Origin of the sequence: Ruegeria sp. EL01, assembly GCF_900313035.1 — a bacterium.
Taxonomy (GTDB): Bacteria; Pseudomonadota; Alphaproteobacteria; order Rhodobacterales; family Rhodobacteraceae; genus Ruegeria.
The window spans coordinates 1-19,216 of the sequence record NZ_OMPS01000014.1 but is presented as its reverse complement, the minus strand read 5'-3'; the positions used below and the strand labels follow the sequence as shown (position 1 = coordinate 19,216).

The following is a 19,216-nucleotide window of genomic DNA, read 5'->3' as shown; positions in this document are numbered from 1 at the left end:
GATCTGCGAACCGCCTTTGAATTGGCTTTTGTATTTTCGTTGGCTGGTGCTCCTATAGCGGTGTTGGAATCCACTATTATGGCGGTATCCCGACGGCTTTAAGCAAGCGTTCCGCTGTGTTTCGCAACTAGCGCACTCATTTGTTCTTGAATTGTGTCGAACACGAGAGAACCCGATGCGCCGCCGAAACAGATTCCAAGCTTCAACCGTTTCGCAGGGTAAACCTCGCTGCTTCGGATTCAGGTGGCGCCTGTGAACTTTCCGTGAGGCGCATAGGCGGTCGCCGCCAACAAACAGTACCCGCTGACGATGTTTGATCATTATTTCTACGGAGAACGACGTAGCCATTACTTTGGCTGGATGCCATGCTGACCAATGAATCAAGCTGAAAGGAAAAACGAAATGAGCGCAAAGCCTGATCTCGCAGCGTTGTTCGGCGCCACTTCAGTTGAGACTTTTTTGGGCCTTGAGGCCTGCAAGGATTTTGAAGCGATAGATGCGTCTTCGGCCTTTATCGGCGCACCGTGTGCAACGTCTTATGGTTCGGTGGGGGCCTATGCTCAGAACGGACCAGAGTCGTTGCGCCAAGCCATTGGGTCACTTTCTGCGAATGTTGATCGACACAATTTTGACCTTGGTGGCCCGACCTTTCCTGACGGAACAAAACGGGCGGTAGATTGTGGCGATCTGCCGTGGAGCGCGACTGATTTTGCCTCCAATCGGGAGGCTATCCGTCATGCGGTGTCCAAAATCGTTGCACGCGGGGTCGTCCCCATTCTGATAGGTGGTGATGATTCCGTACCGATTCCGATGATCGACGCGATGGGCAACAGTGGTGAAACCTTCACCATTCTTCAGATTGACGCGCATATCGATTGGCGGGACATCCATATGGGCGAAACGATGGGTCTTTCTTCGACAATGCGACGCGCCTCCGAAATGGCTCATATCGACAAAATCATCCAAGTGGGTGCGCGGGGAATAGGGTCGGGGCATTCGTCAGATTTTGAGGACGCCAAATCGTGGGGGGTGAAATTCTTCACCGGCCCGGACGTTCACAAGCACGGATTACAGCCCGCAATCGATCAGATCGACCCGGGCGCGAACGTCATCCTGTGCATCGACATTGATGCATTGGACCCGTCGGTCACCCCCAATACAATCGGACGTAGCCCCGGTGGCCTGAGCTATTATCAAGTGCTGGAGCTAATCACCGCAACAAACCGAGGCCGAATAGCCGCCGTGGATTTTGTGGAGATCATGCCCGAGGTGGATGTTGATGGCATTGGCGGTCTGAATGTTTCAAGGCTGGTGACGGCCACAATGGGCGTAATCGCTCGTCAAAAGGCAGGGCAATGCGTCGCCGGACCTTAAGTAAGTGACGACGGGCTATTGCCGACATTCAGGCATTGGCAGCCAATGCCCGTTCTGTCCCGCATAGCTGGCTTTGAATGATCACCGCTCGAGTATTCGCGATAAAGTGTTTCAAAACAACTGCGGACTGAATGCGCTATTCGTAACGAAGCGCTTGCTTCGGTGAATATCAAAGGTGCTGATCCTGACGACACCTGCTGGCCCGATGGGCGCAAACCCCACCATTACTATTGGTGAACAGACGCCGCACTATGATTGCCCGGTTCCCTCGCATTTTCTGGCATAGTTGATTGCCTGAGACGTCTGGACAGGAGTACTGCCTAGCCATCCTTCGCCAGCTGGGACTCCGGACCTGTTGGTTTTTGGAGGGAGCAAAGTGTAGAGTTCACACTTCAGTGTAATACACGTGTTCCACAGTCTGTCGATCAATCTATCCAAACACGTAGAGGAACTTTACCTTCGCTGGAGAGGCAAAGCTTCTGAATTGATGGATATGTTGTTCATTTGAAAATAGCGGGCCGGGATTTTGGAGATGAAAAAATTTATGTGCACGTGACTGCTAGTCAAATAGATCTAAGCAGTACGCCTGTCACTGCATGTCCGGATGCTTCTACTGTCGCGGTCCGGATTCTACCCAACAGTGAAAGAAGAACCGCGGAGGGGGCAGCCGCCCACCTCAGCGGCGATGCAAGTCTTGATGCGCGCTCAGATGCCGCCGGCCTGGCGCTAATGGACTAGCCCAGCATCAGTACCGGGCGTCCTTTGCTGCGAATGTCACGGGCTTGAGAATTGGATGGAGGCCAAAGCATTGTTTGCGTCCCGTAAGATAACAGTCGAGAACTCCGGTGTGGCAGAATAGATGACCAGGTGACGCCCCGTGATAAAGGCATCACTGTGGATCGTCCAAGGTCCCATGTGAATTGCATGACCATAGGGAATGCAAAAAGCCGATACTCGCTTGACCCCATCATCGCCGCATTTGCCGACAATCAGGTAACCACCGCAACTTTCATCAAGCGGCATATGGAAATGCGGCCGATCATGAACCTCCAAGTAGGCACCACCGCCGAGCTCTTCGCTCAGCAGATAATGCTCAGGATACTCTTCTCCAACCGACGTAACTGTCACCGGGAGGTTTCCGGTCGTTTCGAACTTCACCAGGTCACCGGCCTTGACAAGATAGCTGCCATAGTAGGCCAAGTGTTCTGGGGTCGTTTCGGCCACTGGAATTGTAATGTGGTCTTTGCCATGAGGCACCTGATACCGGCCATTGCCGCCGAGAATGTTTGAGTCCTCATTCAGGTAGTTAACTTTTGTATCCCATTCTCCATCAAGGACCAGATGAGGAGGTTGCTTGGGAGTGGCCAGAGAGATGGGCGTCCCTGTCGTCGGGGTGAATCCTTCTTCAAGCGTCACCCGATAGACTGTGTCCGGTTCACAGTGACCAATAAAGTTCTCAGTCCGCATGTACGCGGATTCGGTTGTACCAAGGCGATTAACCATCAACACTGGAATCGCTGCAATCAGATCCGACGGCAGGGTTCTGGTAAGATGCAGAGCATCAACTTGAAATGCAGAGAACTGTTTCGTCATCCGTTGTTTCTCCTAATAAATTTGGAAGTCAAGGGTGCGCTCGATCCCGAGCGCACCTGGATTGTTAGTTGGCGGAGACTTTTGCAGTGGCGCCGACAGGCCGATCTTCGCCCCGTGTTTTGAAGATGAAGATCCCAAACAAGGCGAACAACATCGACAATATCGGGTTCATCCAGTTCAGCAGTGCCCAGGGTGCATATTCGAGCACGCTGACCCCCAAGGTTGCCGCAAAGAACGCGCCACCGGTTGTCCACGGGATAAGCACTGTGGTCAGGGTCGCGCCTTCTTCGAGCGATCGCGACATTACCGACCTATCAATCCCTTTCTCATCATAGGCGGGACCGAACAGCTGCCCTCCTAGGATGATCGACATATAGGCTTCGCCCATCGTCATGTTTCCAGCCAGGCAGGTCAGAATGGTCGAGGTGACAAGGCCAAATGCGGATTTCACGCGGGTCAGGAGAGATGAAATCAGAACCTGTAGAAACCCAAAGCCGTGCAGGATGCCACCAAGCGCCAAAGCCATTAACGCCAGTGACAAAGTCCACATCATTGACGAAATCCCGCCCCTGCCCAGCAAGCTGTCCAGGGATTCGATACCTGTACTTCCGCTACCTCCCCCGCTGTACAGTGCATTCATTACCGCCACCGGATCAGCCCCTTGCAACCCGATCGCCATGATCACGGCAGTTGCGGCTGACGCAATCATGGCCGGTTCAGCTGCAACCTTCATGGTCGTCAAAACGATCATCACAACAAAGGGCAGCAAGCACCACAGATTGATCGCATATATGCTTTCAAGTGAAGCCGTCATTGCCTCAATCCGTTCGGCGGACATCGCATTTTCGGCAAAATTCAGGCTGACCATCGCATAGATCGCCAGGACGATTACAAAGGTCGGTCCCGTTGTGTAAAGCATTGAGCGGATATGGGCATAAAGATCCACCTCGGACGACATCGCCGCCAGGTTGGTGGTGTCCGACACCGGTGACATCTTGTCACCGAAGCAAGCCCCAGAAACAATGACACCGGCTACAATAGGCAGCGGAATCCCCATCGCCTCGCCGATACCTATGAGAACCACTCCGGCTGTGCCAACAGTACCCCAACTTGTGCCTGTCGCGATCGACATGAATGCGCATAGTAGCAAACCAGCAGGCAAGAAGACGGTTGGCGAGATGAACTCGAGACCGTAGTAGATCAAGGCCCCTACCGTACCTGATTGAATATAGGCGGCCACCAGAACGCCGATCAGAATGAATATATAGATGGCGCTGAACGCACGGCTAATCCCGCTGTTCATGGCGTCGCGGATTGCTGCAAAGTCTCCACCGGTCAGTCGCCAGGCGCTAAACGCCGCAATCGTCAGACAAACAAGCATCAAGCTGTGCAGGCTTATCCCCAAGATGAATAACCCGATGCCAATGGTGGCAACGACCAACCCAAAAGTCAGCGCGGACTGCGCGAATGTTGGTTGAGAACTACTGTGTTCCACGTTGCTCCTTCCTCTTCTGTAGCTATGGAAACACAGATGTAGCAATGATATATGTTTAGAAAAATATAAACTTAATTATAAATATATAAGGTATAACTTATGAGTATAGGATTATTGCCATCTGAAAAAGTGTTTCGGGTCTTTGAAGTCTGCGCAACACATCAGAGCTTTACGGTAGCCGCGGATGTACTGGGTGTGTCCCAAAGCGCGATCAGTCAGCAGATCAAATTGCTTGAAGAGACACTCGGCATCGACCTGTTTCAGCGTCATGGCAGGCAGGTCTCGTTGACCACGTCGGGTCACAACCTTCTCGTCGCTCAGGCGCAAGCCTTTGAAGAGATTCGTGAAGCGGTACGTAAAGAATGCCAAAAACTGAACAGCTTGGAAGTGTCGGTTCAGGTGTTCCCCGGTTTCTCCGTGCGCTGGCTGTTGCCGCGGTTGGAACTTTTCATGACCACTCACCCCGAAGTTAGCCTGAAGGTTCTGACATTGCCCGGCGACGGAACCCCATCTGCCAATGGCGCGGACCTGACGATCCTCTACACCAAGCAGAACTCGGACCAATGGCTGACGCGAGACTATCTGTTTCCGGTAGCCTCTCCCAAATTTATTGCAAAACATGACTTAGCAGACCTGCCACCGGAAGACTTGGTCCAAAAAATTGTGTCGCTTCCGCTGCTGGGAGAAACTTTCTCAAACATTGACGACTCTTGGGGCGAATGGCTCAGAGGCAGCGGGATAACACTGAAACCAGAAAATCTCTGCAGATACCCTCAATCCAACATGAGCCTTCTGCTGGCCGAGCTTGGCCAAGGAATTGCAATGGGGCGAACAGTGCTCGTTCAGGACGCGCTGGCAAGCGGTTCACTTTTAGAACTTGGTGATATCAAAATTCCTGCGCCAGCGAACTACATCCTCCAGGAGAATTTAGGTGGCCCAATCAACAAAGGCGCAAGAATTTTCTCAAACTGGTTGTCCAGCTTCTTGAGATCAACCTGATCACGACACCTTTCTATCGACATGCGTTGTTTCACTGAACTTCGAGAAACCAATATTTGGAGGCTCTACCTCCGCGTCGAACAGAAAAGAGCTGGATCTGTTCACGGTTCTTTGGCGGACGAATGCTGCCATTGGTGCTTAACGCAGCGTTTAGCGAAATGGGGCGCGCAGCGGACATTCGAAGATCAACATTAAGGAGAGGTGGAAAACTGACGGCAGGTCAGGCACTCTAAAGACCTGCACCCAAATGAGAGGCCCCAGTATGCCCCAGTACAACGATATGTTCGAGCTCTCCGTCGCGGATATGGATCTTGTCGAAGACTCTCTGCGCCGCGCCTTGATGTCCCTGACTCAAGAGCCGCCCAACGAAGATCATGTTGGAAAAGCTGAAAGGGAAGAATACCGACACCGCATTCACGATCTTCTGGGACGGCTTCACGATCAGAAGATTTTCTATCGGCCCAAAAGCGGTATCTACGTGGGCGGATAAAGGATCTCTAATGTCTGCTTTGCGGACCAAGCGCCATTTCGCTGCACAAGGCTTCAAAGTCCGGTGAAGGTGCATCAAGATCGCCGTGCCTGGCACCTGGGGTGGAAATCGGTCATTCGCTGCAATCGCAAAAATTCGCTTTGATTGTGACAGGTTTCGGGTTCCGAGTAGAAATAGAAATGAACTAGACGGCTATGGGAAGCTCAAGCGTAACGCTTGCTCCTTTTTCGACTTGGTTGATCGCGACCACTCCTCCATGGCGCTCCGCCACCGCTGAGACAATTGACAACCCCAAACCGCTGCCTTCGGAGTACTCGAGCTGCGAAAACCGACTGAACGCGGCTTCGCTTTGGTTAGGCGAAAGACCTGTTCCGTCATCGGCCACAGTCAGCTTGACGTTCCCGCCCTCACAGTGCAGCAAGACTGAAATTCGGCTCAATTTTGTACCACCGTGCTTAACAGCGTTGTCCAGCAGATTTTTGATGGCCTCAGTCAAAAACACGCGATCCCCTGAGATCACGATCGGGGTGTCCGGCATCGCGACCTCAAAGTCGATCCCTTTTGCGAGGATATGAACGCCCATCTCTGCACAAGCCTCTTCCACGACTACGCGGAAATCAATCTCATCCATCTGATCCTGATGCGTAGGTTGCCGCAGTCGTTCCAGCGACAATAACTGTTGCGCCACCGTGGCCGAGTTTTTTGCTGCGGCCACAAGCTCAACAATGCGTTTGTCCCTGTCCTCATCCGTTTTCGCATCTCTCAGTGCTTCGGCCATGGACTGGACCGCGGCTGCTGGGTTTCGTAGCTGATGCGCGGCTTCTGAAATAAACACTTGATGAGCGTTGATGCTGTGTTCAACCTGCCCAAACAGCCGATTCAGGGTTTTGACAATGCCTCGTACTTCGATCGGGACCGACCGTTTGATTTCGCTGAGGTCGTCTGGCGATCTCAGCGCGATTGCTTCCTGTAAATCCAGCAACGGCCGGAGGCCGCGGGCCACGCCGAACCACACGACAATGGCAAGCGTCGTCAACAAAATGCCCATCAGAATTGCAGCGCGGAGAGACAACTGGTTGGCAAATGCATTTCGGTCGGCCATGAGCTGCCACACAGTTACAGTCGCGTCCCCCACCAGGTTTTCCAAAGTGACGCGCTCGGTCATTCTGAGAACCCGGACGGGCACCTCCCGGTGCACAGATTCAAAAAAATGTGGACTGTATGGGTCTTGTTGCGATGATGCAGCAGATGTTGGCGGGTACGCGTAGCCAGTGACATAGCTGCCGCCCGGACCGGTCACGTGATAGAATATCTCTCCACCGGATGCTTCGCGGATCATACTGCGCGTCGAGGGCAACAACGCGTCGCCGCCCGAGATTGCCACATCGCGTGAAATAGCGAGTCCCGCTGATAGTAAGCTCTCATCAAAGAGCTCCTGCGCGGTTTTCTGAGCAACGTTGAAACGCCAAAACCCAAGCAGAAACGCAAGCAAAACCAAAGGCGTGAGGATCAGCAGGAATAACCTTAACCTGAGCGACCGCTGCGGTATCACTTCTGCACCTCAAGCAGGTAGCCAAGCCCGCGCGCCGTTTTGATTCTGATGCCCAGATCCTGAAGCCGTTTTCGTAACCGCGACACATGGGGTTCCACGGCGGAATCCTCGATGTCCGCGCCGATACCATAGACATAGTCGGTCAATTGGCTTTTGGGGACAATCCTACCTCGGCGTTCAAGCAGGCATTCAAGCACGGCCAATTCCCGGCGTGGCACGTCCATTACCTCTCCGTGAACGGTGACCTGCCGTGCCGAGCGATCGAATTCCAATCCGCCGATGGTTTCGCGCGCGCCGTAGTCGAGGTCCTTTCGGCGCGAAAGCGCACGAATGCGGGCTTCCAACTCATCCATCTCGAAGGGTTTGACTAGATAATCGTCAGCGCCCATATCCAGACCCAGCACACGGTCGCTTGTCTCTGACCTGGCGGTCAGCAGGATCACCGGCGCACCATCTCCGCGACTGCGCAAGGATTGCAGGATTTCAAGCCCGGACCGGCCTGGCAAGTTGATATCCAGAACGATCAGGTCTGCGCCTTCCTGTTCCAGATAAGTGTCAGCCTCGTCGCCATCGGTCAGCACGTCAGCCGCATGACCACGATCACGCAGGCGATACGCAATGGCGTTGGCAAGTGGCTCGTTATCCTCGACGATGACAATCCGCATCAGGGCTCCTGCAAGTTTCGCGCAAGGTTGGCCCTTCATGATTGCCAGATGGAAGGGGGAATCAACCCCACAGTTCTATTTGCGATCACGGTGGTGCCAAGCGTGCCTTCGTGGTTGTCTGGTCAATAGGGAGGAACCAATGACCATTTCCAACTTTACCCGTCGCGCCGTCGTGGGGCTGATCGCTGCCGCTGGGTTGGCCGCGCCTGCCGCTGCTGAAGTCGATTTCTCGGGCAAGACCATTGAGTGGGTCATCCCGTTCTCGGAAACGGGCGGTTCGGCCAAATGGGCCAACTTCTTTGCGCCGCTTCTGTCCGAGGCGCTGCCCGGCCAGCCAACCGTTGTGGTGAAGTTCATGCCGGGCGCAGGCTCAACCAAAGGAGCAAACTGGTTTCAAGAACAAGAGCACGACGATGGCACGCTTTTGTTCGGAACTTCCGGTTCAACCCAGTTTCCGTATCTTCTGAGCGATCCGCGCGTGCGTTATGAATACAACGACTGGATTCCTGTCATGGCGTCGGGCACCGGGGGCGTGGCCTACCTGAACGCGGAAGATGGTGCGAAATTCGACGGATCGGCAAATGCGCTGAAGGACACCAGCTTTATCTATGGGTCGCAAGGCGCAACCCGGCTGGACCTAGTACCGCTACTGGCGTGGCAGATGCTGGGCATGGATGTTGAACCGGTCTTCGGCATTAAGGGTCGCGGTGATGGCCGTCTTATGTTCGAACGTGGTGAGGCCAACATCGATTATCAGACCTCATCGGGTTTTCTGGGCGGTTCTGCCCCATTGGTCGAGGCCGGTCAGGCTGTTCCGATGATGACCTGGGGTGCGCTGGACGCGGATGGCAACATCGTGCGCGACCCGACGTTCCCGGATATCCCGACCTTCAAAGAGGTTTGCGAAGCCACCGATGGCTGTGAAACCAGCGGTGAGGCGTGGGATGCGTGGAAAGCCTTCTTTGTTGCGGGTTTCCCGGTTCAGAAACTGGCCTTCTTGCCGGGTGATACCCCGCAGGATGTCGTCGACACGTACACGGCAGCCTTCCAGGCAGTCACTGAGCGTGCGGATTTTGCCGATATCTCCTCCAAGCGAGTTGGCAAGTACCCGGTGTTTGTCGGAGACGGCTCCAAAGCCGCCCTGCAAACTGCAACGAGTGTGGATGACAACGCCAAGCAGTATGTCCTGAACTGGCTTAAAGATTCCTACGGCGTTGAGCTGAACTAAGCCTGCCTTTCACAGCGCGTGCCCTCCCACACGAGGGCCGTGCCATCTGAATTCTGAAAAATCGAATGAAAGGCGGCCGCTATGGAGGTTTTCGCCACCGCTCTTCCTGCGCTTGGTGATGCGTGGGCTCTGATCCTGCAACCTATTGTCTTGGGCTATCTTGTGCTCGGCGTTGTCATGGGGCTAGCCGTGGGCGTCTTTCCCGGACTCGGCGGCATTGCTGGCCTGTCCCTATTGCTGCCTTTCATGTTCGGCATGGACCCTATCCTGGGTCTGGCGCTGATGATCGGAATGGTCGCCGTCGTTCCGACTTCTGACACATTTGCCTCGGTTTTGATGGGGATACCAGGCAGTTCGGCTTCGCAGGCGACCGTTCTTGACGGCTTCCCGATGGCAAAAAAGGGCGAAGCCGCGCGAGCCTTGTCCGCCGCCTTTGCCTCATCCCTGTTCGGGGGTTTGGTCGGCGCGACATTCCTGACCATGTTCATTCTGATCGCGCGGCCAATCGTCTTGGCCTTCGGCCTTCCCGAGATGCTGATGATCACCATTCTCGGTCTTTCGATGGTTGCTATTCTGGCCGGGCGCATCCCATTGAAAGGTGTTGCCGCCGCCGGGCTGGGCCTGATGGTCGGCACCATCGGCGAGGCGGATGCTGGTGGCTCGCTGCGTATGGCCACCTATGACATTCCCTATCTGACCGATGGCCTGAAGCTGGTCATTGTCGGTTTGGGTATTTTTGCCGTCCCTGAAATCGTTTCCCTGCTGCGTCAGGATCGGTCGATTGCCAAGGGGGCTTCTTTGGGGGCCGGATGGCTGGATGGGGTCAAGGACTGGTTCGCCAATATTTGGCTGTCTGTTCGCTGCTCAATCATCGGTGTGATCGTAGGCGTTATCCCCGGACTTGGGGGCTCGGTTGTCGACTGGATCGCCTACGGCCATTCCGTGCAAACAACCAAGGACAAGAGCAACTTCGGCAAAGGCGAAGTGCGTGGCGTGATCGGACCGGAAAGCTCGAACAATGCAAAAGAGGGCGGCGGTCTGGTGCCGACCCTGCTGTTCGGCATCCCCGGATCGGGTTCGATGGCGATTTTCATCGGAGCCGTGGCTTTGCTGGGATCAGGTGATATCGAGGTTGGTCCCAGCATGTTGCAGGACAATCTGGATATCACGTATTCGATCGTCTGGTTGCTGGCTCTGGCCAATGTCGTGGGCGCCATCCTGTGTATCGCGGCTTCAGGCGGCATCGCCAAGCTGACCACGATCCGGTTTACCTATCTGGCACCATTCCTGTTTATGCTAATCAGCTTTGCGGCGTTCCAATCGGGTCAGAATTTCGAAGACCTGTTGGCCCTGTTCGTGATCGGCCTGATCGGTATTTTTCTGCGCCGCTTCGACTGGTCGCGCCCTGCGTTCCTGATTGGCTTTGTGCTGTCGAACCCGGTTGAAAAGTTCACCAACCAGGCATTTCAGATCGCATCGTTCCGCTTCCGCAAAAGCTTTGGCGAGGGCATGGAATATGTTTTCAGCCCTATTGTGATCATTCTGATCGTGGTCACGATCGTCTCAATCATTCTGGGTATCCGTCAGGCCAAGATGATCATGGCCGAGGGCGATGTTCAGTCCGGCAGTAAACGCGCGCCGCTGGTCTTCCTGCTGGCGATCATGGCCTATCTGGTTGTTGCTTTGATCAACGCCAACATTATCCCGGACTACAATATGACCGACAAGATCATCCCTCTGGTGATTGGGTATGTGTCGTTGTTCTGCTGTGTCGTTCTGCTGATCCAGATGATGCGCCGACCCGAGGGCGATGCGATCTTTGCCGACAAGGAAGTTGCCGGTGAGGACGCCAGCGCGCCTCATGGATTGTGGTCCACGCTCGCATGGTTCGCCAGCCTGATCGCGGCGACCTGGGTTGTAGGCTTTATCCTTGCGCTGATCGGGTTCCTGATTGCGTTCCTGCGCGTCCGGGCTGGGTCCAGCTGGCAGATGACACTGGTCCTGACGGCCTGTGGCATCGGTTTCATGTGCGTCATGGCAGGTGCGTTGAACCGCGATTTCCCGCCGGGTTTGCTGCAGGACATGGTTGATCTGCCATGGCCGCTGAAATGAGCCGGGGCCTTCGCGGACACGCGCAAAACCCGAAAGGGCGCGACATGACCCAAACCGGAATACCGTTCATATTCATGCGGGGCGGCACGTCTCGCGGCCCCTACTTCCGACGCTCTGACTTGCCAGAGGATCTGGAGACTCTGGCAGACGTTCTGATCGCTTCGATTGGCGCTGGACACCCGCTGAATATCGACGGGATAGGCGGCAGCGCGGCCGTCACGACCAAGGTCGCGATGCTGTCGGCCAGTAACGAGAACTGGGCAGATATCGATTACTTCTTCGCCCAGGTTTCGGTTGAGGAAAAGTTGGTCGATTTCAAACCCACCTGCGGAAACATCCTGTCCGGTGTCGGGTCTGCGGCAATCGAAATGGGTTTGATCGAGCCGCGGGGCGATGAAACCGAAATCCGTATCCGCGCCGTCAACACCGGAGCGCAGGTGGTGGCGAAGGTGCCTACACCTGGCGGTGAACTGACCTATCAGGGAGATGTGGAAATTGCGGGCGTGCCGGGGCGTGCCGCGTCGATACAGCTAAGCTTTATGGGTGTTGTGGGGTCATCAACCGGCGCGTTCCTGCCCACTGGTCACTTGCGCGACATTGTGCAAGGTATCGAGCTAACCTGCATGGACGTCGCGATGCCGATGGCCATTGCCCGCGCTTCTGATTTTGGCCTTACCGGATACGAAAGCGCAGAGGAACTGGACAGTAACCGCTCGTTCTTTGACCGGATGGAGGCCGTTCGGATAGAAGCGGGATTGTTGATGGGAATGGGCGATGTATCCCAATCCGTAACCCCGAAATTCGGCATACTTGCACCTGCTCGGGACGGGGGCACACTTGCGGTCAGGTATTTCATGCCGTGGAATACACATCCGACAATGGCGGTAACAGGGGCACAATGCATGGCCTCCTGCGCATTGACGCCGGGAACTGTTGCGGATGGGTTATTGGAACGAGCCGCATCCGGGCCTGCTGAAGTCGTGCTTGAGCACGCTTCGGGCAAAATCGACGTTCTGGTGGATTTTTCCAGCGAAGATGGTTTCACTCTCAAATCGGCGGGTTTGGTACGAACAGCGCGCAAGCTGGCGGATGGCAAAATCTATGTGCCGCAATCTGTGTGGGATGGGAGTTGAACGGGCATTAATCATTTGGTATACTGTGGTATACATTGAAGGGAGGTGTCACGATGAACGACTACTCTGAATGCCTCGATATTGCCCGGCAGGAACTCAAACTGGCGCAAGCTGCATTGCGGCAGGATATGGCGGATTATCCGACGCCAATCGCTGGTTGCGATGAGCAATTCAATCATTTGCTGGATCAGAGCCAACGTGTCCGCAATGCGCTCGCGGCGCTTGAGGCCTCGCATTTTGTTCCGACACCAAGAAAACTGGAAACCGGCGAAGGCATTGAAAGCCGATGAAAGTACACATTCTGGATGATTGGTTTGACACGCTGCGCGGCCTGCCTTGCTTCGCAAAGCTTGCGGATCATGACGTGACGGTTTGGACGGATCACCTTGAAGATATCGGTGTTCTGGCATCACGGTTACAAGATGCCGATGCCGTGGTTCTGTTCCGGGAACGCACCAAGATCTCCCGAGCGTTGCTTGAGCAGCTGCCGAACCTGCGGCTGATCAGTCAGCGCAGTGTCTATCCCCACGTCGATCTGCAGGCATGCTCCGATCACAACGTGCTTTTATGTTCGAACATGCATAGCGGAACTCCGTCTTATGCCGCAGCCGAATTGACCTGGGCCTTGATCATGGCCGGAATGCGCGATCTTCCGGCACAGATGGCATCAGTCAAGGCCGGTCGCTGGCAAGCCGGGGTGGGTAAGACGCTGCGCGGGCGTCGACTTGGCTTGTATGGCTACGGGCGTATCGCCCAGGCTGTCGCAGGCTATGCCGAGGCCTTTGGTATGAACGTCATCTGGTGGTCGTCCGAAGAAGGTCGTGCGCGGGCGATGGCGGACGGTGTTGATGTCGCGTCCAGTCGGGAAGCGTTCTTTGCCGACAGTGATGTGGTGTCGGTTCATATCCGCCTGAAACCGGGCACACGCGGAGTTATTGAGGCGGCAGACTTTGAGGCGATGCAGCCGGGGTCATTGTTTGTGAACACGTCGCGGGCGGGGCTTATTGCAGCCGGCGCTCTGCTTGAAGGGCTCAACCAAAGTCGACCAGGAAAGGCGGCCATTGATGTTTTCGATACCGAACCTCTGACCGACCCAAGTGACCCGCTCCTGTCGCATCCCAATCTGATCGCGACGCCGCATATTGGCTTTGTAACAGAGGACGAGTTCGACCTGCAATTCGCGGACATCTTCGATCAGGTAAACGCCTATGCCGATGGCGCTCCGATCCATATGATCAATCCCGAGGTTTGGACCAACGCAAAATAAGACCCGCCGCAATAGGTGCGCCGATGATCACCAGCACGATCCGCGTCAGGTGGTGGGTGATCACAAACCCCAAATCAGCGCCCGAAACGATGGCAAGAACGGTCATCTCGGCCTGACCTCCGGGCGCAAACGCTAGAAACGCTTCGAGCGGTTGACCCAAGCCAAGTGTGGTCACAACTGCCGTGAACCCGGCAGCCAGAATGGCGAGAATAACAACGTAGGCGACGCCAGCAGCAACGACCCGACGTAGTTCAGCCCATGTCACGCCAATAAATTGCACACCGATCCCGCACCCAATGAAGAACTGCGCAGCCAGAATTGTTTCGCGAGGCGGCCGGGTATGGATGAAATCCCCCAGAGACAAAGCAGCCGTCAAGATCATCGGCCCAAGGATGGACGCACCGAACAGTCCAATTCTTTCGCCGCCTTTCCATCCGACAAAGGCTGCTAGAACCATGAGTAGAAGCTCGTTAACCGGCAAATCGCTAACGGGCTGTCCAATGGGGTTGGTGAGTTCGGCATCGTAGAAAACCGTTAGAAACAGCGGTGCCAGCGTCACGATAATCAACACGCGTGTTCCGTGGATCAGCGACAGTGTTCTCGGATCAGCCCCGGCCTCGGTGCCAAATATGATCATGTCTTGCAGGCCACCCGGCATCGCAGCGTAAAACGCTGTCTTGTCGTCAAACCCCCAGACTTTACGAAAGAACGGCACGCCGACCAACGCGATTAGGATGATGAAAAACGGGATCAGCATGATCGACGCTGCCATTTTTGGCAGTTCGGCAAACAGGCTGGGTGTGATCGATGCGCCAACTGCGACGCCCAGAATGGTTCTGGCCGCGACCGAAATCTGTCCGAACCCTGACATTGGTGCATGAGCCAGAGCAGCAATCAGGCATGCTGTCATGGGGCCGAATAAAAACGGCAGTGGCAGATTCAACGCCCAGAAGATCAACGTGCCAAGCGTCGCAAGGCCAAGTGTCATTGACCTTTTCATCAGCATAGCTGGTTGGTTTTCCGAGCTGGGCAAAACTTGGATTCCGGGGTTATTGACTAGATGTGTATCCAAATGTATACAATTGGACGCACCAAGGCAAGTGAGCACGCGATGACCATCCAGGACGACCCAATACAGCCCGGCCCACAAGGCAATTCCGCGTATCAGCGCTTGCTGGAAGAGATTCGCGACGGCACGCTTTTGCCCGGCGATCGCTTGCGCGAGATTGAGCTGTCTGAACGCTTGGGTGTGAGCCGCACACCTATCCGTGAAGCGATCCGACAGCTCGAAGCGGACGGGCTCGTTACTCATGTGCCAAGGCTGGGCGCAACCGTCCGCAGCCTCGACTATGCCGAAGTGATGGAGCTTTATGAGATGCGCGCCGTGCTTGAAGGCACTGCCGCCAGATTGGCAGCACGGGCAGCCTCGGATGTTGAACTTGATGAGTTGGAGGTTCTGAATGATCGGCTGGCCGAGGCGGGCACAGGTCCGGACGCAGCCCGGATCAACCGGATTTTTCACGCCACTTTGCTGGATGCAGCCAAGAACCGGTTTCTGGCAAAGTCCATGCTTTCCCTGCAAAAGGCGCTGCTGATCCTTGGACCGTCACAGCTGTTGGATAGTGGTCGGGCAGAAACTGCAGTGGCCGAGCACCGGCACATCATGGCTGCCCTGAAATCGCGCGACGGTGCCGCCGCAGAAACCGAAATGCGCGCGCATATCCAAGCAGCGCAACGCATGCGCATCCGCGCGCTTCAGGAACGTGACCGCATAAGCGATCAATGCCAGTAGGAACACGGCACATGACCACCCAGATGGAAGCTTATGATATCGCGGTGATCGGAGGGGGTAATGCGGCCCTATGTGCGGCAATGACAGCTGCCGAAGCGGGTGCGAGGGTCCTGATCCTGGAAACCGCGCCAAAACCGTATCGCGGTGGAAACTCACGCCACACACGCAACTTTCGCTGTATGCACACCGGCCCTCTGGGCCCGTTGGTCGAGGAATACAGCGAGGATGAATACCTGTCCGACCTGTTGAAAGTCACTGGCGGCAAGACTGACGAACATCTGGCGCGTTTGGCGATCCGAACCTCGGAAGAGTGCTTGCCTTGGATGGAAGAGCACGGGGTCCGCTTCCAACCGTCTCTTTCCGGAACCTTGTCCCTTGCCCGGACCAATGCATTTTTCATGGGGGGCGGCAAATCTCTGGTGAATGCCTATTACCGGACAGCCGCCGGTTTGGGGATCGACGCCCGGTACGAAGCCGCAGTCACGCATCTGGAGCTGAATGGTGATCAGATCGAATGGGTGGATTTCACTTATGAAGGTCAAGAACATCGCATTACTCCCAAAGCCGTGATTGTCGCCTCGGGCGGGTTTCAGGCCGACACTGATTGGCTCACCCGCGCGTGGGGCGAACCTGCAAAGAACTTCCTGATCCGAGGTACGCCTTACAACCGAGGTGTGGTGTTGGCCAACCTTCTGGATCAAGGCATTGAGCGTGTCGGTGATCCAACCCAATGCCACGCAGTTGCCATCGACGGGCGTGCGCCGAAATTCGATGGCGGGATTGTCACTCGTCTGGACTGCGTTCCGTTTTCAATCGTCGTGAACAAGAACGCAGAACGGTTCTATGATGAAGGCGAAGACGTCTGGCCTAAGCGCTATGCGATCTGGGGTCGACTTGTGGCTGCGCAACCGGATCAGGTGGGATATGTGATCATCGACGCAAAATCGCTGAATCTGTTCATGCCGTCAGTGTTTCCACCGCTCAAGGCGGACACGTTGGAGGAACTGGCCTGGATGATGGATCTACCAGCCGACAAGCTGACGACGACCGTCGCAGACTTCAATGCTACGTGCGGTGATACCAGCGGGTTTCACCCGACCGAATTGGATGGAGTAACGACTTCTGGTCTGACCCCGCCCAAGACCAACTGGGCCCGCCCGATTACGGAACCGCCTTTCTACGGGTACTCGCTACGCACTGGTGTGACGTTTACTTATCTGGGCTTGAAAGTCGACGACGCGGCCCAATGTTCGACCCGTGACGGTAAGATCAAGAATCTTTGGGCTGCCGGAGAAACCATGGCCGGATCGATCCTTGGGCAGGGCTATCTGGCGGGCTTCGGCATGACCATCGGAACCGTTTTTGGACGCATCGCAGGACGTGAGGCCGCCGCCTATGCAAACTGAATTGATCCGGGAAGCCCGCCGTCAGGCCGAAATCTGCAACGCCTGCCGCTATTGCGAAGGCTATTGCTCGGTCTTCCCATCGCTTCATGCAGAGCGCGCGTTCTCGGATGGAGACATCACGCAACTGGCCAACCTCTGCCACAACTGCCGAGGCTGTTATTACGCCTGTCAGTACACCGCCCCGCACGAGTTTGACCTGAACCTGCCCAAGGCACTGGCCGAGGTGCGGCGCGATAACTGGGAAAGCTTCGCATGGCCGCAGCCGCTGGCGCGCCGGTTCCACACGCATGGCGGGGCCATAGCCCTGGCGCTTGTGATCGGATTTGCCCTGTTGCTCGGGGCCATCCGCGCCATCGGTTCCAGTGGAGGCGAGGGGTTCTACGCCGTCCTGTCGCACAACGCGATGGTTGTGATCTTCGCGCCCGCGTTCCTGCTGCCTCTGTTCAGTATAGCCATCAGCCTTCGGCACTATTGGGCCAAGGTTGACGGCGAACCGATCCAGATGTCTGATCTGATGGCTGCGTTCAAACACGCGGGCAAGATGCAGGATCTGGCCGCAGGCCATGGCGAGGGCTGTAACTTCGAGGACGAAGACCGTTTCAGTCAGGGCCGACGCCAAATCCACCACGCCATCATGTATGGCTTTCTGTTGTGCTTTGCGTCGACCTCGGTGGCGACCGTCATGCACTATGTATTCGGAATGCACGCGCCGTACGGGTTCTGGTCGTTGCCGAAAGTGTTCGGAATCTCCGGAGGTATTTTGCTGACAGTAGGGTGCGGTGCGATGGCGCTGCTCAAGCTAAAGTCAGACCGTGAACTTGGCGATCCGTCGGCATGGGGCGCGGATATCGGATTTATCCTGTTGCTCGGGTTTGTGGGGCTGAGTGGACTTGTTCTATACGCCCTCAGTTCAACAGCATTGATGCCTGCACTGCTTGCCATCCATCTTGGTTCGGTACTGACATTCTTCCTGCTGATGCCCTACACAAAGATGGCACACGGCTTCTATCGGCTTGCTGCTCTTGTAAGGGAAGCGCAACGGAAAAGAGATGTGTTCCTGGTCCGTTAGCAGCCCGTCGCGCCTGTGTGAGCAGAAAGAACATGCAATAGGATCAATTATGATTTTGAAGAACTCTGCGTTACAGCATTTCGAGTGGCGGTCAACGTCCGGAATGGGCCGTCCCTTGCACGACCGACGGCAGCGACGCACGCTTCGCACGTATTTGGACCAACCGCAGCATTTGGCACTCTGGGCTCAAAGCTGACATTTGTAGCTCAACAGTAAGGAGGCGTCTCCAGTGGTGTACAAACTTATCGGTTACCTGGCACTTGTGGCGATCTACTATTTTCTTCGGGTCCATGTGAATGGCGTGGTCATTGTCGTGGTCATATCTGGTTTGGTGGCACGAGTTGTTTTGGAGCGTAATAAAACAAACCAGGAAGTACAGGTTACAATTAGGAGCGACGACGACTGCTATGCGGGACTTGGACGAAACCGCTCTCGCGGTATTGGCGCTTGTGGCGAGTGATGCACACTAAATGGACGCTACGATTTTGTAGATGGGCGCGCCTGTCTGACGATTGGGACCTTCTCAATCTGATGACAGGAGGTTCCGATGACGGACCAGTATGTGCCTGCGCTGCGCCAGCGTTTTCTCGAAGACATGCGGATCAAGGGGCTGCAGCCCAAGACGCAGACGATGTACCTGCGGGCGATGCGCGACTTCACGCGGTTTCTCGGGCACTCGCCGGACACAGCGACACCGGAAGAGCTCAGGGCGTTCCAACTTGACATGAAGGAGCGGAGTGTGGGAGCGCCCACGTTCAACAACCGGCTGACGGTGCTGAGCTTCTTCTTTGCGACGACATGCCCGCGCCCGGAGATGAAGCGGCATATGCGCTACCAGCGGGCGGCCAAGAAGATCCCCGTTGTGCTGAGCGCCGAGGAGGTTGCGCGTATCCTCGAAACGGCACCCGGGCCGGGTTTGCGGTACCGAGCTGCCTTCAGCGTGGCCTATGGCGGCGGGTTGAGGGCGAGTGAAGTCACGCACCTCAAGGTCGGCGATATCGACAGCGACCGGATGCTGATCCGGGTCGACCAGGGTAAGGG

At 55.7% G+C, this 19,216-nt stretch carries 17 protein-coding genes; 12 read left to right on the top strand and 5 right to left on the bottom strand.

Annotated features, from left to right (window positions below):
• Positions 1–402: 402 nt before the first annotated feature.
• Positions 403–1,374, top strand: coding sequence for an arginase family protein (locus D9K61_RS07705; RefSeq protein ID WP_120632777.1), 972 nt, complete (start codon positions 403–405; stop codon positions 1,372–1,374).
• A 774-nt stretch (positions 1,375–2,148) separates the two neighbouring features.
• Here D9K61_RS07705 and D9K61_RS07700 read toward each other — a convergent pair.
• Both D9K61_RS07700 and nhaC read right to left on the bottom strand, forming a co-directional pair.
• A complete protein-coding gene (locus tag D9K61_RS07700) occupies positions 2,149–2,967 on the bottom strand; it encodes a hypothetical protein (RefSeq protein WP_120632670.1) in 819 nt (272 codons plus the stop codon).
• A 64-nt stretch (positions 2,968–3,031) separates the two neighbouring features.
• Positions 3,032–4,462, bottom strand: a complete 1,431-nt coding sequence (gene nhaC / locus D9K61_RS07695) for a Na+/H+ antiporter NhaC (RefSeq protein WP_120632669.1) — start codon at positions 4,460–4,462, stop codon at positions 3,032–3,034.
• Positions 4,463–4,561: 99 nt separating this feature from the next.
• Between nhaC and D9K61_RS07690 the strand changes: the two genes are divergently transcribed.
• On the top strand, positions 4,562–5,461 hold the full coding sequence (locus tag D9K61_RS07690; protein WP_120632668.1) for a LysR family transcriptional regulator: 900 nt from the start codon (positions 4,562–4,564) through the stop codon (positions 5,459–5,461).
• Between the two features lie 262 nt (positions 5,462–5,723).
• Positions 5,724–5,951 carry a hypothetical protein gene (locus tag D9K61_RS07685; RefSeq protein ID WP_120632667.1) on the top strand — a complete coding sequence of 76 codons (228 nt, stop codon included), beginning with the start codon at positions 5,724–5,726 and terminating at the stop codon, positions 5,949–5,951.
• Between the two features lie 184 nt (positions 5,952–6,135).
• Here D9K61_RS07685 and D9K61_RS07680 read toward each other — a convergent pair whose 3' ends face one another.
• The gene (locus D9K61_RS07680) at positions 6,136–7,503 is read right to left on the bottom strand and encodes a sensor histidine kinase (RefSeq protein WP_254055717.1); all 1,368 of its coding nucleotides are present in this window, start codon (positions 7,501–7,503) and stop codon (positions 6,136–6,138) included.
• Positions 7,500–8,168, bottom strand: coding sequence for a response regulator transcription factor (locus D9K61_RS07675; RefSeq protein WP_058283521.1), 669 nt, complete (start codon positions 8,166–8,168; stop codon positions 7,500–7,502). The genes D9K61_RS07680 and D9K61_RS07675 overlap by 4 nt, the downstream gene beginning before the upstream one ends.
• Positions 8,169–8,307: 139 nt before the next feature.
• On the opposite strand from D9K61_RS07675, the gene D9K61_RS07670 reads away from it, so the two are divergent.
• The 5 genes from D9K61_RS07670 (at position 8,308) to D9K61_RS07650 (ending at position 13,908) form a co-directional block, all read left to right on the top strand.
• Complete coding sequence (locus tag D9K61_RS07670; RefSeq protein WP_120632666.1) at positions 8,308–9,396, top strand: tricarboxylate transporter; 1,089 nt, start codon at positions 8,308–8,310, stop codon at positions 9,394–9,396.
• An 81-nt stretch (positions 9,397–9,477) separates the two neighbouring features.
• Positions 9,478–11,508: a tripartite tricarboxylate transporter permease gene (locus D9K61_RS07665; protein ID WP_120632665.1), complete on the top strand. Its 2,031-nt coding sequence runs from the start codon at positions 9,478–9,480 to the stop codon at positions 11,506–11,508.
• 44 nt (positions 11,509–11,552) lie between these two features.
• Positions 11,553–12,641: a 4-oxalomesaconate tautomerase gene (locus D9K61_RS07660; RefSeq protein ID WP_120632775.1), complete on the top strand. Its 1,089-nt coding sequence runs from the start codon at positions 11,553–11,555 to the stop codon at positions 12,639–12,641.
• 53 nt (positions 12,642–12,694) lie between these two features.
• Positions 12,695–12,931, top strand: a complete 237-nt coding sequence (locus D9K61_RS07655) for a hypothetical protein (RefSeq protein ID WP_120632664.1) — start codon at positions 12,695–12,697, stop codon at positions 12,929–12,931.
• Positions 12,928–13,908: a D-2-hydroxyacid dehydrogenase family protein gene (locus D9K61_RS07650; protein ID WP_120632663.1), complete on the top strand. Its 981-nt coding sequence runs from the start codon at positions 12,928–12,930 to the stop codon at positions 13,906–13,908. The genes D9K61_RS07655 and D9K61_RS07650 overlap by 4 nt, the downstream gene beginning before the upstream one ends.
• Here D9K61_RS07650 and D9K61_RS07645 read toward each other — a convergent pair.
• Positions 13,877–14,896 (bottom strand): AbrB family transcriptional regulator, encoded by a 1,020-nt coding sequence (locus D9K61_RS07645; protein ID WP_254055716.1) that lies wholly within the window; start codon positions 14,894–14,896, stop codon positions 13,877–13,879. The two genes, D9K61_RS07650 and D9K61_RS07645, sit on opposite strands and share 32 nt — an antisense overlap.
• Before the next feature lie 123 nt (positions 14,897–15,019).
• Between D9K61_RS07645 and D9K61_RS07640 the strand changes: the two genes are divergently transcribed.
• From D9K61_RS07640 to D9K61_RS07625, 4 genes are all read left to right on the top strand, one after another.
• Positions 15,020–15,700 carry a GntR family transcriptional regulator gene (locus D9K61_RS07640; RefSeq protein ID WP_120632774.1) on the top strand — a complete coding sequence of 227 codons (681 nt, stop codon included), beginning with the start codon at positions 15,020–15,022 and terminating at the stop codon, positions 15,698–15,700.
• An 11-nt stretch (positions 15,701–15,711) separates the two neighbouring features.
• A complete protein-coding gene (gene tcuA / locus D9K61_RS07635; RefSeq protein ID WP_174235084.1) occupies positions 15,712–17,106 on the top strand; it encodes an FAD-dependent tricarballylate dehydrogenase TcuA in 1,395 nt (464 codons plus the stop codon).
• On the top strand, positions 17,096–18,175 hold the full coding sequence (gene tcuB / locus D9K61_RS07630; RefSeq protein ID WP_120632661.1) for a tricarballylate utilization 4Fe-4S protein TcuB: 1,080 nt from the start codon (positions 17,096–17,098) through the stop codon (positions 18,173–18,175). Before tcuA ends, tcuB begins: the two co-directional genes overlap by 11 nt.
• A 547-nt stretch (positions 18,176–18,722) precedes the next feature.
• Positions 18,723–19,216, top strand: a 494-nt coding sequence (locus D9K61_RS07625; protein ID WP_162946798.1) for a phage integrase N-terminal SAM-like domain-containing protein, incomplete at its 3' end; no start/stop codon positions are given.

What these genes read in the sequence shown, in the direction of transcription:
- D9K61_RS07705 (WP_120632777.1), top strand. Translation starts at nt 403, where the DNA reads ATGAGCGCAAAGCCTGATCTCGCAGCGTTGTTCGGCGCCACTTCAGTT.
- D9K61_RS07700 (WP_120632670.1), bottom strand. Translation starts at nt 2,967, where the DNA reads ATGACGAAACAGTTCTCTGCATTTCAAGTTGATGCTCTGCATCTTACC.
- D9K61_RS07690 (WP_120632668.1), top strand. Translation starts at nt 4,562, where the DNA reads ATGAGTATAGGATTATTGCCATCTGAAAAAGTGTTTCGGGTCTTTGAA.
- D9K61_RS07685 (WP_120632667.1), top strand. Translation starts at nt 5,724, where the DNA reads ATGCCCCAGTACAACGATATGTTCGAGCTCTCCGTCGCGGATATGGAT.
- D9K61_RS07675 (WP_058283521.1), bottom strand. Translation starts at nt 8,168, where the DNA reads ATGCGGATTGTCATCGTCGAGGATAACGAGCCACTTGCCAACGCCATT.
- D9K61_RS07670 (WP_120632666.1), top strand. Translation starts at nt 8,308, where the DNA reads ATGACCATTTCCAACTTTACCCGTCGCGCCGTCGTGGGGCTGATCGCT.
- D9K61_RS07665 (WP_120632665.1), top strand. Translation starts at nt 9,478, where the DNA reads ATGGAGGTTTTCGCCACCGCTCTTCCTGCGCTTGGTGATGCGTGGGCT.
- D9K61_RS07660 (WP_120632775.1), top strand. Translation starts at nt 11,553, where the DNA reads ATGACCCAAACCGGAATACCGTTCATATTCATGCGGGGCGGCACGTCT.
- D9K61_RS07655 (WP_120632664.1), top strand. Translation starts at nt 12,695, where the DNA reads ATGAACGACTACTCTGAATGCCTCGATATTGCCCGGCAGGAACTCAAA.
- D9K61_RS07650 (WP_120632663.1), top strand. Translation starts at nt 12,928, where the DNA reads ATGAAAGTACACATTCTGGATGATTGGTTTGACACGCTGCGCGGCCTG.
- D9K61_RS07645 (WP_254055716.1), bottom strand. Translation starts at nt 14,896, where the DNA reads ATGACACTTGGCCTTGCGACGCTTGGCACGTTGATCTTCTGGGCGTTG.
- D9K61_RS07640 (WP_120632774.1), top strand. Translation starts at nt 15,020, where the DNA reads ATGACCATCCAGGACGACCCAATACAGCCCGGCCCACAAGGCAATTCC.
- tcuA (WP_174235084.1), top strand. Translation starts at nt 15,712, where the DNA reads ATGACCACCCAGATGGAAGCTTATGATATCGCGGTGATCGGAGGGGGT.
- tcuB (WP_120632661.1), top strand. Translation starts at nt 17,096, where the DNA reads ATGCAAACTGAATTGATCCGGGAAGCCCGCCGTCAGGCCGAAATCTGC.